This window comes from Bacillus sp. SH5-2 (assembly GCF_008368905.1).
Taxonomy (GTDB): Bacteria; Bacillota; Bacilli; order Bacillales; family Bacillaceae_G; genus Bacillus_A; species Bacillus_A luti.
The window spans coordinates 19,807-35,184 of record NZ_QOSD01000032.1 but is presented as its reverse complement, the minus strand read 5'-3'; the positions used below and the strand labels follow the sequence as shown (position 1 = coordinate 35,184).

Sequence of the window (15,378 nt, the reverse complement as noted above, 5' to 3'; positions counted from 1 at the left end):
CTCGAGGAGGGAGATAACGATGGCTGAAGCATTAGTGAAAAAGAAACTGATGTTAGAAGGTTTAGATTGTGCGAACTGTGCAATGAAAATTGAAAAGGGCGTTGGGAATATAGAAGGAGTAAATTCTTGCTCTGTAAACTTCGCAACAAAGACGATGGTTTTAGAAACGCCGCAAAATAGAGAGAATGAAGTTGTTACGGAAGCGAAGCAACTCGTTACAAAATTAGAACCGCATATTAAAGTACAAGAAGAACGAAAAACAAAAATTGCAAAAGAAGTATTTATATTAGAAGGTTTAGATTGTGCAAATTGTGCAATGAAGATTGAGAATAAGGTAAAGGAAATGCCGTCTGTTTCAGAAGCAACTGTGGATTTCGTATCCAAGAAATTGCGAGTAGAAGTTGCCAATAAAAGAGAAGTAGAAGCAACTATAGAAGACATAACAAATGTTGTTCAAAAGTTAGAGCCAGATGTGAAAGTTGTCCGTGAAGAGAAAGCTGGACACGACCATGGGCACAGTCACGATCACGGTGATGGAAATGTGAAAAAGATGATAGGGCGATTAGTAGTCGGTGGAATTTTGACAGCAGTTGCTGCCTTAGCTGATTTACCACAAATGATAACAATTCCATTATTCGTCCTTGCTTATTTATTAATAGGTGGAGATATCGTTTGGAGAGCGATAAGAAATATAACTCGCGGCCAAGTGTTCGATGAAAATTTTTTAATGGCAATTGCAACTGTAGGAGCTTTTGCAATTCAGCAATATTCAGAAGCCGTTGCGGTAATGTTATTCTATCAAGTAGGGGAACTATTCCAAAGTATTGCGGTAAATCGTTCTCGAAAATCAATTACGTCATTAATGGATATTCGTCCTGATTATGCGAATGTGAAGATTGGAAATGAAACGAAACAAGTATCACCAGAAGATGTACAAATTGGCGATTATATTATTGTTAAGCCAGGTGAGAAAGTACCATTAGACGGAAAAGTAGTCGAAGGAACATCGATGATGGATACTTCAGCGTTAACAGGGGAATCTGTACCACGTGAAGTAGAAGTTGGAAATGATGTATTAAGTGGTTTTGTAAATCAAAATGGTGTATTAACGATTGAAGTGACAAAAGAATTTGGTGAATCTACTGTATCAAAAATTTTAGATTTAGTACAAAATGCAAGTAGCAAAAAAGCACCAACAGAAAACTTTATTACGAAGTTTGCGCGTTATTATACGCCAGTCGTAGTTATTACAGCGGCGATCATGGCGTTTATTCCACCACTTATTTTAGAAGGTGCTACATTCTCAGAGTGGATTTATAGAGCGTTAGTATTCTTAGTTATTTCTTGTCCATGTGCGTTAGTTGTATCAATACCTCTTGGTTTCTTTGGAGGAATTGGTGGGGCATCTAAAAGTGGTATTTTAGTAAAAGGAAGTAACTATTTAGAAGCATTGAATGATGTGAAATATATCGTTTTTGATAAAACAGGAACATTAACAAAAGGTGTCTTTAAAGTTACGAAAATGCAGCCGAGTGAAGGCACTACAGCTGAGAAGCTTTTAGAATACGCAGCATTTGCAGAAGTGTATTCAAATCATCCGATTGCACAATCTATTCGAAATGCATACGGAAAATCAATCGATGAAAATAGTATTGAAGACTATAGTGAAATTTCTGGTCATGGTACGGTTGTAAAAGTACAAGGGAAAGAAATTTTTGCAGGTAATGCGAAATTAATGAGAAAAGAAAACATTACATTTAAGCAATCAGAAACTGTAGGTACATTAGTTCACGTTGCTGTAGATGGTAAATATGCGGGTTATATTGTTATCTCTGATGAGGTAAAAGAGGATTCAAAACAAGCGATTCAAAAGTTAAAAGAACTAGGCATTAAGAAGACCGTCATGTTAACTGGTGATGCAAAACCAGTTGGTGAAGCTGTTGGTAAAGAGTTAGGTTTAGATGAAGTTCATGCAGAGTTGTTACCACAACAAAAAGTAGAAGAAATTGAAAAAATCGATGCAGCGAAGCATGGGAAAGAAAAAGTTGCTTTCGTTGGTGATGGTATTAACGATACGCCAGTATTAGCGCGTGCAGACGTTGGTATTGCGATGGGTGGCTTAGGGTCTGATGCAGCAATTGAAGCGGCAGACATCGTTATAATGACTGATGAACCTTCGAAAATCGCGACAGCTGTAAAAATTGCAAAACGTACAAGAAGCATTGTATGGCAGAATATTATATTTGCATTAGGTGTTAAAGGGTTAGTTTTATTACTTGGTGCGTTCGGTATTGCAACAATGTGGGAAGCGGTCTTCTCAGATGTGGGTGTGACGTTAATTGCAGTATTAAATGCAATGCGTGTATTACGAGTGAAAGATTTATAAAAAAGAGGACGCGGGTTGCGTCCTCTTTTTTATTGGTTATTTTGTTGAAATTGACTCAATAAAATAATACCAAATATTATTTTATTTTGAAATACCGTAATATTAAAATTTACAAATAAAATATATTTGTCTTCTTATTTTAATATATCTTCCAAGAAGATACATATAGTATTGAAAAAACAGAGAAGGAGCAACTTCTCTGTTTATTTTTGTATGTTTTTTTCAACTTGTTCTCGAACAGTTTGAATGTAATTCATTTTATGATCCCAACATTCTTGGCTTAAATCGACAGGGTACTCTTCGGGATTTAAAGTTCGCATATATTCTTCCCAAAATAGTGCGAGGCTCTGTTCGTTATATTTTTGAATATCTAATATGCTTGGTAATTCGTATGTTCGTTTGCCGTTAACGAAAATATCTTTATGCAGTTCACATGCTTCAAAGTTTGTTACGAATTTACTTATATATGTGTGAACCGGATGAAACATTTTTAATCGTTCTTCTTTTCCGGGTTCTTCAGCATCTAATGCAATATAATCGCCTTCTGCATGGTTATTAACTCGGTTAATAATACGGTAAATTCGTTTCAAGCCTGGAGTAGTAATCTTTTCCGGGTTAGATGAAATTTTAATCGTATCATTTAATGTTCCGTTAGTATCTTCAATCGCAACTAGTTTATAGACGGCTCCTAGTGCTGGTTGTTCAAAGGACGTAATTAATTTCGTTCCAACACCCCATACGTCTATTTTTGCGCCTTGAGATTTAAGGTGCATAATCGTGTATTCATCTAAATCGCTAGAAGCAATAATTTTTGTATTTGTAAACCCAGCTTCATCTAGTAGTTTTCTTGCCTTTTTAGATAAATAAGCCATGTCACCACTATCAAGACGAATGCCATAGAAATCGATACGATCTCCGAATTCTTTCGCGACACGAATTGCATTTGGAACACCTGATTTTAAAGTGTCGTATGTATCAACAAGAAACACACACTTTTTATGTGTCTCAGCATATTTTTTAAACGCAACATATTCATCGCGATATGCTTGAACGAAAGAATGGGCATGAGTACCGGCTACAGGGATGCCAAAACGTTTTCCGGCACGAACGTTGCTTGTAGATGAAAATCCACCAATAAAGGCCGCTCGTGTACCCCAAAGGGCAGCATCAAACTCATGGGCACGTCTTGTGCCGAACTCTAAAAGTTCATCATTAGTTGCGGCATGCTTCATACGAGCAGCTTTTGTTGCGATTAATGTTTGGTAATTCACAATGTTTAATAGGGCAGTTTCAATAATTTGTGCTTCTCCGAGTGGTGCATCAACACGTAATAAAGGCTCGTTATTAAAAACAACTTCACCTTCTTGCATACTACGAATCGTACCGGTAAATCTCATATTTTGTAAATAATGAAGAAATTCTTCTTCAAATTGTAATTCTGCTAAATAAGCGATATCGCTTTCGGTAAAACTGAAATTTTCTATGTACTCTACAATTTTCTCAAGACCAGCAAAAACAGCATAACCGTTTTCGAATGGAAGTTTTCGAAAATATAAATCAAACACGGAACGGCGATTATAAATACCGTCTTTCCAATATGTATAAGCCATATTGATTTGATATAAATCTGTATGTAAGGCATAACTATCGTCTTTATAATAAGTCATCGCGAAAACACCTCCATAATTTGGTTATAGTATACCAATTTTTCACCGTTCGTAGCAAAGAAGGAATATTGAAATGAAGTCAAGAGAGAAAAAAATGAAATAATGCATATTTTTTAGAAAATTAGAATTTATCAATTTATATTTCTATAGATTTTATGTATTATTAGAGTAATGGGGGTAATGAGAATGGAGGAGGACAATGCAACAAACATTAGAAAAAATAGGCAAACAAGTCTTTTACAAACGGCTACAGCAAAAAATGACACAAGAAGAATTATGTCAGGGCATTTGTTCTGTCTCATATTTAAGTAAAATAGAAAATGGAAAGATTGAAGCGTCAGAAGAAATTCTACAATTGCTCTGCACAAGGTTAGAAATTGCTGTGACGGATTTGAGAGATGTAGAGGAAGATGTGAAGGGGAAGTTGGATGAATGGTTGAATGCACTCGTCCGTTTGGACAAGGCACAGGTTGAACGTATATATAATGAATTGCAAGAAGATATGCAACATGTTTTAGATTTTGAAATTATAAATTATTATAAACTACTTAATATACGTTATTTACTGATGAAAAGGGACTTTGTGGAAATTTCGGCGGAGTTGGATAAACTTAAGAAGGCATATAAGAAATTTTCGCCTTTTCAGAAGTTGTTGTATACGTATAGTAAGGGATTATTATGCTGTTTACAATATAAGTGGAAAAAAGGATTAAGTTATTTATTAGAGACAGAAATCATGGCAAAAGAGCTGGGATATCATGAGACTGGAATTTATTATAATATCGCCCTTACTTATAGCCATTTGGAAATTCAACATCTTACGTTGCACTTTGCAAATATTGCACTAGAGGCATTTAGGAATGAGTATAAATTTCGGAATGTGATAAACTGCCAAATTCTCATTGCATTAAGTTATGCGGAACAAGGACAATATGAAGAAGCTTTAGGGATGTATGAGAATATACTGAGGGAATCAGAGGCTTTTGCAGATAAAGACGTTCTAATGGCGATCACTTTAAGTAATATCGGGAATATATACTATAAAAAGAAAAAGTATAATCAAGCGAAAGATTATTATTTAGAGAGTTTGCGACTTCAAAAACAAATAGATTTAAATTATATAGACACATTATATGAAATCGCATTAGCATATATTAAATTAGAGCAGTTTGAAGAAGCAAGAGAATGGATTGAAAAAGGTATTAGCGCTGCTAAGTCTGAAGAGAGATTTAATACAAAATTGTATTTACTTCTTATGCTTAGATATAAGTATTTTGAAGAAGCGCAAGAGTATAAACGATTTTTGGAATTAGAAGCTATCCCGTTTTATAAATCAGCGGGAAATAAAATAGAATTGAAGAAAGTATATGTGGAGCTTGCGGAATATTTTTCCGAATCACTACAATTTGAGCAAAGTAATCACTATTATAAGTTAGTTATTGAAACGTTAGAAAATCATAAGGAGGATGAAAAATGAAAAAAACATTAGCTGGAATTTTAGCGGTTGCAGTAGTACTTACAATTGTCGGTGGAGTACAGTATACGAGTAAACCGGATACTTATGGATTAGATTCCGGTGTATCACAAACTGTAAATGTATAATATTGAAAAACCCCTTTCCAATCGGAAAGGGGTTTTTTCAATATTTGTTCCCCAAAATTCTACAATACTTGAGAAATTAATTAATTGAATTTTTAGTATATTAATAGTGAAAACATAATGCTAATATGAAACTACTCTTTTTCAAAAAAAAATTATTAGGGGGAAGGTTCATGAAAAAGAAAAGTTTAGCATTAGTGTTAGCGACAGGAATGGCAGTTACAACGTTTGGAGGGGCAGGATCTGCATTTGCGGATTCTAAAAATGTGCTCTCTACGAAGAAGTACAATGAGACAGTACAGTCACCTGAGTTTATTTCTGGTGATCTAACTGGGGCGACTGGTAAGAAAGCGGAATCTGTTGTGTTTGATTATTTAAACGCAGCAAAAGGTGATTATAAGTTAGGGGAAAAGAGTGCGCAAGATTCTTTCAAAGTGAAGCAAGTGAAGAAAGATGCTGTAACTGATTCAACAGTAGTACGTATGCAACAAGTTTATGAAGGAGTACCTGTATGGGGGTCTACTCAAGTAGCTCACGTAAGTAAAGATGGCTCTTTAAAAGTGTTGTCAGGTACAGTTGCGCCTGATTTGGACAAGAAGGAAAAGTTGAAAAATAAAAATAAGATTGAAGGCGCAAAAGCGATTGAAATCGCACAGCAAGATTTAGGTGTAACACCGAAATATGAGGTAGAACCAAAAGCAGACTTATATGTATACCAAAATGGTGAAGAAACAACATATGCATACGTTGTAAATCTAAACTTCTTAGATCCAAGTCCAGGAAACTATTACTATTTCATTGAGGCAGACAGCGGTAAAGTGTTAAATAAATACAATAAACTTGATCACGTAAATGATGATAAGTCACCGGTGAAACAAGATGCTCCTAAACAGGATGCAAAAGCAGCTGGAAAACCTGTAACTGGAACAAATAAAGTCGGAACTGGTAAAGGTGTATTAGGAGATACAAAGTCGCTTAATACAACGTTATCTGGATCGTCTTATTACTTACAAGATAATACACGCGGAGCAACGATTTTCACTTATGATGCGAAAAATCGTACGACATTACCAGGAACATTATGGGTAGATGCTGATAATGTATTTAATGCAGCGTATGATGCAGCAGCAGTAGATGCTCATTACTATGCAGGTAAAACATATGATTATTATAAAGCTACATTTAACAGAAATTCTATTAATGATGCAGGAGCTCCGTTAAAATCGACAGTTCATTACGGAAGTAAGTATAACAATGCATTCTGGAATGGCTCACAAATGGTATACGGAGATGGTGATGGTGTAACATTTACTTCATTATCTGGTGGAATTGATGTAATTGGTCATGAATTAACGCATGCTGTTACGGAAAACAGTTCAGATTTAATTTATCAAAATGAATCAGGAGCGCTAAATGAAGCAATTTCTGATATTTTTGGTACTTTAGTAGAGTACTATGATAACCGTAACCCAGATTGGGAAATTGGTGAAGATATTTACACGCCTGGTAAAGCTGGGGATGCGCTTCGTTCTATGAGTGATCCAGCGAAATATGGTGACCCAGACCATTATTCTAAGCGTTACACTGGTACTAGTGATAACGGTGGGGTGCATACAAACAGTGGTATTATTAACAAACAAGCTTATTTATTAGCAAATGGCGGTACGCATTCTGGTGTGACTGTAACTGGCATTGGTAAAGATAAGCTAGGAGCAATTTATTACCGTGCAAACACACAATACTTCACGCAATCTACTACATTTAGCCAAGCTCGTGCTGGTGCAGTACAAGCTGCAGCTGATTTATATGGTGCGACTTCTGCGGAAGTAGCAGCAGTTAAGCAATCATTTAGTGCTGTTGGTATAAACTAAGGTTTTAAGGGAAGTTATTAATAAAATACTTCAAAAATAAAGAAGGAGCCTATGCTCCTTCTTTATTTTTTTCTCCATTTTTTCCACAAATAAAACAATCCAATAGCGCCCGCGATTGTTACAATCCACTTCGCTTCATTCGTTCCGTTCATGACATGATAGGCAGAATATACTTCAATCAATAAGGCCGGTATTTTCCCTATTGTGCTGGCAATACTGAAAGAGAGTAATGACATTTTGCCTAGAGCGGCAAATAAAGTCACGATACTTGATGGGATGAAAGGTATCAATCGAAACGATAGAACGAGTAGAAAGGCCTCTCTACCTTCTACATAAAGTAGGCGTTCTACCTTTGGATACTTATTTACTTTGCTGTGAGTGAATTTCTGAAGGCCTATACGATAAATATAAAACGAGATAATAGCTCCTAGTGCCTCACCTGTGATCGAAATAATGGTTCCGTTTGTTACACCAAAGAGCTGTATGTTAATAGCCGTCAAAAAAATACTCGGGATAACGCCTAAAAGACTGATGATGATGTTAATTAAGATACTAAGCGGAATTGCGATGGAATAATAGTCTGTTAAGAAGTTTTGAATTGTTTCGGCCATTGTTTAAAATCCTTTATCTTTTTTTGCATTACACCATATTTCTATTGTGTAGGCAAGTGCAAATTTACATAATGTAGAAAAACTTTGATAAAACACCTTTTATATACCTTATAAGGGTATTAGGTATATAAAAGTATGGGGTATATTTTAAGTGTTGAGAAAATGACCAATAAACCTTGTATTTAAAGGGTTTATTGGTCATTTTGGTGGGTGTTTTAAATCGGGAAATAATTTGAAAAACATAGGGGTATATTTATAGGTAGGGCGAAAATAGTGGTTTAATGAAACTATATGGCAAAATAGATGAGGAATTTAAAAAATGTGTATGTTTTTTCGTTGTGAAATTGACTTTTAGTGAAGTTATGATAATAATCATGGAAGAGGTGATATGATGAAACGAATAAGCAGTCTTTTCTTGAGTAGTGTATTAGCATTAATGCTGATTTTAAGTGGATGTGCAGGAAAAGAACAAAAAACAGAGAAACAAACAGGGAATCAATCGACATCAGTAGAAAAAATTAGTGATAATATTTTAGATGAAATGGAAGGGCCACCTAAAAATGGTCACACGATTGAAAGACATGTAGGAAAATCAGAAGAAGATTTGAAGAATCGCTTGAAGACAGATAAAGTATCAGCAGCAAGTACATACTATGATAAGGAAACAGCGACGAAAGCTGTAAAAGATAGTTTGAAGCAACATGATAAGGAAATTCAAGATTGGTTAAAAAATTCTAAAGAGGCTCGTCTCGTATTAAATACAACTCACTCATTCCCGGTGGGGAAAACGGTAATAAAGAAAAACATGAATGTAAAAGACAAGTTAGTAAAAACAGTTACTGTTTTAGCGAGAGATAAGTCAGGAGAATTAGGATATAAGATCATTACTTCTTATCCATCTGACAAATAAGAAGGGGGAGTACATATGTATACGACATTACAATACTTTCTTAAATCGTACTGTACGTTAAGTATTCATGAGGATGAAATAGTGAACGTGATGGAAGAATTTATAGAGCAAGAAGATGAAGAAATTATTTTGAAATTGCGTGATGAATTAGTAACGATGAAAAAAAAGAATGCGTGGGAAGAAGCGTGCGTATTAGCTGCGAAGCAAGGAAATCGTATGTGGTCTTTAGAAGAAACGAAAGACCATCTGGAAACCTTTATACTATTATTGCAAAAGAAAAAGGCGTGATCTACTCACGCCTTTTTCTTTATGCTTTTGGAAACTTGTCTGTTGGATAGTATTTCATTGCTTTGGGGCACTTTTATATACGCTTTTTGAAATTTGTCCATTTGATATTACTTCACCGTTTTGTGTTACTTTTTTATACGTAACCGCTGTGATTTTATCACCAGTATTACTAATTACTTGAGAAGAAACTTCAACATTTTTACCAGTATTTGTACCGAAAATGCGCGTAGTAATACTGCCTCCATTTGAAAATGCTTGAATATAAATATGGTTACCTGTATTGTTTTTAAATTTTAAATCTGGACCGTAATCTGCCACTGCTGCATCTTGCCCAAGTGGTAAATAATTTACAGGCATAGAATGATTGCTTCGAGAAACAATTCCTAAATCTGCTCTTAAAGCTGCACTATATAAAGTACTACTAACTTGGCAAACGCCTCCGCCTGCACTTTGTATAACTTTACCTTGTGAATAGACCGCTGCGGATTTATAACCATGTGCAGCATCAGTTACGCCAACACGGCCATTAAAACTGAATGTTTCATCAGGTGCTACAATAACTCCACTTAAAGTATTAGCTGACTTATTTACGTTAAAGGATTGATTGCCATTACGCCCAGCCATTGGAGTCGAGTATTCAGCGATTACTTCTTTAATCCCCATTTTTTGTATATCTTCTGTAGAGCGTTCAGGTTTTATGAGTGTAACTGGTAATGTAACGTCTGATGTACCAGCAGTAATGGCCTTTTTCGTTAAATCAGTTAATTTTCCTTTATCAATTTTTTCTCCATTTTGACTTTGGCTAATATTTACGGTAGAACCTTCAATTTTTAATTCTGCATTAACAGGATTTTTTAATGTTTCATTATATTTATCCTTCATAAAGCTTTCATAAGCAGTTGTATTTAATTGAGGTGTTAATTTATAGTCACGTTTTAATTCACCGTTCTCAGCTTGCTTCCGCATTTTGTAACGATTTATTGCGTTGCCTTCTTGTTCTTTAAAGATTTTGTCGATAATATCTTTTTCTTTATAATTTATCCCTAAATCTTTCCATGTGTAAGTTTGTTTATCGTTTTGGAATATGTAGGTAAGGGATTTTTGATCTAATTCAGTTATTTTTTGATTAATAATAGCTTGAATATCTTTTTTATTTTTTCCATCGAGAGAAATACCTTCAAATGTAGTATTGGGTAATGCAGTAGTATCTAATTGATTATTTAGTTTGGATACATATTGATATCCGCCAACACCGCCTACACAAAGTAATATGCCTCCAGCAATTGCAGAACCGATCAGTATTTTACTTAGCTTCATTTATTTCCCCCCAGAAAAATTGGTATAAATATATGTATTACATTTTTTGTATAAAAATGATGAAAATAACAGTATGTATGTCCTAGTATACTATTATTTTCACTATGTGTGTAATGTTTTTATAAAAAATGTTACACTGTTGTAATAATTGTCTCTTTTTGTCACAATATGTGTGAGAAATATGTTGAAAATCATAATAAAAAGGCTGTCTAGAAAGATCTAGCAGCCTTTTTATTATAATTTTTTATGCTCATTTTTATTCGTAACACCGAGATGTTCTTGAAGTGTTGTCGATATATCGTTGACACTTTTTTCGTCTGGAACGTAATAATAAATACCACCTATATATTTATCAGTACCTTCTACTTGTAATTTGTCCATTTTTAAATTTGAATCCATTGAATTTTTGGCAATTGCCATCATATCATCAAAAGTTAAATTTGTTTTTAAGTCTTTGTCGACAGCATCTAGTAGGCCGCTAATTTTATTAATTGAATTAAGGGATAATGCTTTTTCAGCAATTGCTTCTAAAACAAGCTGTTGACGTTGACCGCGCATATAATCACTATCGATATGACGAGTTCTCGCTAATGCAAGGGCTTCTTCTCCATTTAAATGTTGACGTCCTTTTTTTAGATGAATTGCATCTGCTTCGTCTTTACTATTTTGTTCTGTGAACTCAACCGGTACGTCGACAGTAATACCACCAAGGGAATCGACAATTTTAATAAAGGATGTAAAGTTGAATTTTACATAGTAGTCAACTGGAACATCTAAAAAATTCTCTACTGTATCAATCGTACTATCTACACCACCGAATACGTGTGCGTGTGTAATTTTATCATATTTATCACGCGATTTAATGTAGACACGTGAGTCACGTGGAATGCTGACAAGTTTAACGGATTTATCGTTTTTATTAATTGTTGCAAGTAACAACGCATCTGTACGAGTTGCTTTCCCATAATTTTTTTCCCTAATATCACTTTCATCTACACCCATAATAAGCACAGAAATGTTATCAGTCATAGGTTTAACAGCTTTTTCACGTTTGCTGGATTTATCTCCGCGACCTAGTTCAGCATAAGCATTACTTAAAACAGATTTTGCTTTACTGTATATATGGAAGGAGTAGCCACCTGCTCCAAGTGCTACAATTAGTAACGGAATAAGAAGGAGCCAAAGCAGGCGTTTTTTCTTTGAGCGTCCCTTTTTGGCTCGTGTATCTTTGTTCATGTCAGATTTCATCATTTTTTCTCCTTTAAAACTATCAAAGTGTATACATCTAAAAGCGTATTCAAACACATAAAAAATATTGTACGCTAAATAAAAGCGATTGTACATGTATAAAAAATAGACGTCTTGATTATTTATCCCGTATTAACGGGCAGTAAAACTCTCACCTCAAAGTCCAGCGAATACAATGAAGTTAGGTGGGGGATAGCCCCCTCTGATTAAAGTTTCACTTTATAAGACATCTATTCGTTATTGTATACAAAAGATAGGGATAAGAAAATGATAAAATTTTACCTAATTACAGCATAATGCTTACGATAATCGCAGATAAAATACTAACGAGAGTAGCTCCATATAGTAATTTTAAACCAAATCGTGCAACGACGTTCCCTTGTTCTTCGTTTAATCCTTTTACCGCACCTGAAATAATTCCAATGGAAGAGAAATTGGCAAAAGAAACGAGGAAGACGGAAATTATACCAACTGTGCGGGGAGAAAGGCTGTTAGAAATTTTACTAAGGTCCATCATGGCTACAAATTCATTCGTTACAAGCTTCGTTGCCATAATGCTACCAGCCGCGACAATTTCAGAGCTTGGTACACCGATAAGAAATGCAATAGGTGCAAAGACGTAGCCGATTAATTGCTGGAAAGTAATGCCGAATATAATGAGGAATAGATCATTAATGCAGCTAATTAATGCGACGAATCCGATAAGCATAGCACCGACGACAATGGCTACACGGAAACCATCAAGAATGTATTCTCCAAGCATTTCAAAAAAACTTTGTTTTTCACCTTTTATTTCCAAAATATCTTCGTCATCTTTTACGTCGTAAGGATTAATGATGAGTATGATAATAAAGCCACTAAATAAATTAAGAACGAGTGCGGTTACTACATATTTAGGTTCAATCATTGTCATATAGGCACCTACGATGGACATAGATACTGTTGACATGGCAGAGGCGCAAAGTGTATAAAGACGGTGTTTTGGAATTTGAGCTAATTGTTTTTTTACCGTAATAAAAACTTCTGATTGGCCGACAATGGCAGAGGCGATAGCGTTGTAAGATTCTAACTTCCCAAGACCATTTATTTTACTAAGAAAGTAGCCAATCCAACGAATGAAAAATGGTAGTATTTTAAAGTGTTGTAATATACCAATTAAGACAGAAATAAAGACAATTGGTAATAATACAGTAAGGAAAAATGGCATTTCACCTTTATTTGCAAGACCACCAAATACGAAGTTTATACCATTAGCAGCATACTCGAGTAGCTTTGTAAATAGACTGGAAATGATTCTAATAAGTATGAGGCCGATTTCTGTATTTAATAATAAATAGGTTAAAATTAACTGTATAATAAGCATGATGAAAATTGGTTTAAATTTAATATGTTTTTTATTATTGCTAGCAATATAAGCGAGTAAGAAAACAACAATCAGTCCGACGAAAAAAGTAATAAATTTCATAGTAAGCCCCCTAAAAGAGATATTCTGCTATATATGTTTGTCATTTCAAGGGAGAATATGCATCTTTGGTAAAGAAAGGAATAGAGAGACCATGAATATATGTAGAGTACATCACGTTGCAATTATTTGTTCGAATTATGAAGTATCAAAGGATTTTTACACTAGAATATTAGGCTTTAAAGCATTAAATGAAGTATATAGAAAGGAACGAAACTCTTATAAATTAGATTTATGTGTGGGAGAAGAGTATCAAATCGAGTTATTTTCATTTCCAAACCCTCCTGAGCGACCAAGTTTTCCAGAAGCAGCTGGGCTTAGACATTTAGCATTTGCTGTTACAAATATAGAAGAAGCTGTAAACCATTTAAATCAATGCGGTGTGGAAACTGAAGCGATACGTATTGATGAAATCACGGATAAAAAATTCGTCTTTTTCCAAGATCCTGATGGCTTGCCTTTAGAATTGTATGAGAGCTGAAAATTGGTGAATTTTATATAGGGTTGCTTTCAAATAAATGAAGAAACTAAAGTGAAACTTCTTTTTAAAAGGAGGTGTAACTTTAGCTAAGAAAGCTAAAGAACATATGTGGATATTTTAAAATTATTGATGGTAGTTATTCTTATTGCGTTAACGGCATTTTTTGTGGCTGTTGAGTTTGCAATTATTAAAGTACGTAGTAGTCGCATTGATCAACTCGTCAGTGAAAAAAAACGAGGAGCATTAGCAGCGAAAAAAGTAACTTCCAATTTAGATGAGTATTTATCAGCATGTCAGTTAGGGATTACAATTACTGCTTTAGGGCTCGGGTGGTTAGGGGAGCCAACCATTAAACATTTACTCGAGCCGTTATTTTTAAAATTACATTTATCTCCTACAGTTTCCAGTACAGTTTCGTTTATTATTGCCTTTGCAGTGATTACATTTTTACATGTTGTCATTGGCGAACTTGCTCCGAAGACGTTTGCTATACAAAAAGCAGAGCAAGTTAGCTTATTATTATCAAAGCCGCTTATTTATTTTTACCGGGTTATGTATCCATTTATTTGGGCTTTAAATGGTTCAGCAAGGCTTGTAACAGGGTTATTTGGTTTGCATCCGGCCTCAGAACACGAAGTAGCTCATTCAGAGGAAGAACTTAGATTAATCTTATCTGAAAGTTATGAGAGTGGTGAGATTAATCAACGAGAATTCAAATACGTAAATAACATTTTTGAATTTGATAATAGAGTTGCAAAGGAAATTATGGTACCTCGTACGGAAGTTGTAGGCTTATATGAAGATGAACCATTTGAAACACATATTAAAGTAATCGCACAAGAAAAGTACACGAGGTATCCTGTATTTGGCGAAGATAAAGATGAAATTGTTGGAATGGTTAATGTAAAGGATTTATTTATTCGTTATATGGATGGCAATCAAGATGAGGAATGCTCGATTACACCATATACACGTCCAGTTATTGAAGTGTTAGAAAATATTCCTATTCATGATTTACTATTACAAATGCAAAGAAGACACATTCCGTTAGCTGTATTATATGATGAATATGGTGGTACAGCAGGGATTGTTACGTTAGAAGATATTTTAGAAGAAATTGTTGGAGAAATCCGAGATGAATATGATGAAGATGAACACCCACCGATAGAACATATAAGTGAAGGGTGTAAGGTTGTAGAGGGGAAAGTGCTTATTAGCGAAGTAAATGATTTATTTGGCATACACTTAATTGCTGATGATGTAGATACAATTGGTGGTTGGATTATGGTACAAAAACAAATCGTTGCTGAAGGGGATATTATTGAGAAACACGGTTTTTATTTTAAAGTCCTTGAAAAGGATATGCATCAAATTAAGCGAGTGGAAATAAAGAAAGTAGAAGAATGAATTTCTATAAACTTTAATAAAAAGGATATATAGAAAAATAAATGTTTGCGCTTTCAAAAAAGGTGCTATATAGTGAAGGTGGATACTGAAAAATTCTTCTGAATGATACTCGTGTTTTTAGAGGGCGGATT

Annotated in this window: 13 protein-coding genes; 8 read left to right on the top strand and 5 right to left on the bottom strand. The window is 34.6% G+C overall.

Annotated elements, in window-relative coordinates:
- The first annotated feature begins 19 nt into the window (after nt 1-19).
- Nucleotides 20-2,386 (top strand): heavy metal translocating P-type ATPase, encoded by a 2,367-nt coding sequence (locus DN410_RS24640; RefSeq protein WP_149178416.1) that lies wholly within the window; start codon nt 20-22, stop codon nt 2,384-2,386.
- 203 nt (nt 2,387-2,589) lie between these two features.
- Here the strand turns inward: DN410_RS24640 and DN410_RS24635 are convergent, their stop codons facing one another.
- Nucleotides 2,590-4,053, bottom strand: coding sequence for a nicotinate phosphoribosyltransferase (locus tag DN410_RS24635; RefSeq protein WP_149178415.1), 1,464 nt, complete (start codon nt 4,051-4,053; stop codon nt 2,590-2,592).
- A gap of 199 nt (nt 4,054-4,252) precedes the next feature.
- On the opposite strand from DN410_RS24635, the gene DN410_RS24630 reads away from it, so the two are divergent.
- The 3 genes from DN410_RS24630 to DN410_RS24620 all read left to right on the top strand — a co-directional run bounded on the left by DN410_RS24630 (nt 4,253) and on the right by DN410_RS24620 (nt 7,523).
- Nucleotides 4,253-5,530: a tetratricopeptide repeat protein gene (locus DN410_RS24630; protein WP_149178414.1), complete on the top strand. Its 1,278-nt coding sequence runs from the start codon at nt 4,253-4,255 to the stop codon at nt 5,528-5,530.
- A complete protein-coding gene (locus DN410_RS24625) occupies nt 5,527-5,655 on the top strand; it encodes an NprX family peptide pheromone (protein WP_000751601.1) in 129 nt (42 codons plus the stop codon). Before DN410_RS24630 ends, DN410_RS24625 begins: the two co-directional genes overlap by 4 nt.
- 170 nt (nt 5,656-5,825) lie before the next feature.
- On the top strand, nt 5,826-7,523 hold the full coding sequence (locus DN410_RS24620) for a M4 family metallopeptidase (protein WP_149178413.1): 1,698 nt from the start codon (nt 5,826-5,828) through the stop codon (nt 7,521-7,523).
- Nucleotides 7,524-7,585: 62 nt separating this feature from the next.
- Here DN410_RS24620 and DN410_RS24615 read toward each other — a convergent pair whose 3' ends face one another.
- Nucleotides 7,586-8,134, bottom strand: coding sequence for a TVP38/TMEM64 family protein (locus tag DN410_RS24615; RefSeq protein WP_149178412.1), 549 nt, complete (start codon nt 8,132-8,134; stop codon nt 7,586-7,588).
- A gap of 391 nt (nt 8,135-8,525) precedes the next feature.
- Between DN410_RS24615 and DN410_RS24610 the strand changes: the two genes are divergently transcribed.
- Together DN410_RS24610 and DN410_RS24605 are read left to right on the top strand one after the other, a co-directional pair.
- Complete coding sequence (locus tag DN410_RS24610) at nt 8,526-9,044, top strand: RNase A-like domain-containing lipoprotein (RefSeq protein ID WP_149178411.1); 519 nt, start codon at nt 8,526-8,528, stop codon at nt 9,042-9,044.
- Between the two features lie 15 nt (nt 9,045-9,059).
- Nucleotides 9,060-9,332 carry a hypothetical protein gene (locus DN410_RS24605; protein WP_149178410.1) on the top strand — a complete coding sequence of 91 codons (273 nt, stop codon included), beginning with the start codon at nt 9,060-9,062 and terminating at the stop codon, nt 9,330-9,332.
- Between the two features lie 54 nt (nt 9,333-9,386).
- Here the strand turns inward: DN410_RS24605 and DN410_RS24600 are convergent, their stop codons facing one another.
- From DN410_RS24600 to DN410_RS24590, 3 genes are all read right to left on the bottom strand, one after another.
- The gene (locus DN410_RS24600) at nt 9,387-10,649 is read right to left on the bottom strand and encodes a VanW family protein (protein ID WP_149178409.1); all 1,263 of its coding nucleotides are present in this window, start codon (nt 10,647-10,649) and stop codon (nt 9,387-9,389) included.
- 234 nt (nt 10,650-10,883) lie between these two features.
- Nucleotides 10,884-11,900, bottom strand: a complete 1,017-nt coding sequence (locus DN410_RS24595; protein ID WP_304520158.1) for an LCP family protein — start codon at nt 11,898-11,900, stop codon at nt 10,884-10,886.
- Between the two features lie 283 nt (nt 11,901-12,183).
- A complete protein-coding gene (locus DN410_RS24590; RefSeq protein WP_149178407.1) occupies nt 12,184-13,362 on the bottom strand; it encodes a NupC/NupG family nucleoside CNT transporter in 1,179 nt (392 codons plus the stop codon).
- A 91-nt stretch (nt 13,363-13,453) separates the two neighbouring features.
- Here DN410_RS24590 and gloA2 point away from each other — a divergent pair, with 91 nt between their 5' ends.
- A complete protein-coding gene (gene gloA2 / locus DN410_RS24585) occupies nt 13,454-13,840 on the top strand; it encodes an SMU1112c/YaeR family gloxylase I-like metalloprotein (protein WP_149178406.1) in 387 nt (128 codons plus the stop codon).
- 108 nt (nt 13,841-13,948) lie between these two features.
- Nucleotides 13,949-15,247 (top strand): hemolysin family protein, encoded by a 1,299-nt coding sequence (locus tag DN410_RS24580; RefSeq protein ID WP_149178405.1) that lies wholly within the window; start codon nt 13,949-13,951, stop codon nt 15,245-15,247.
- Nucleotides 15,248-15,378: the final 131 nt, after the last annotated feature.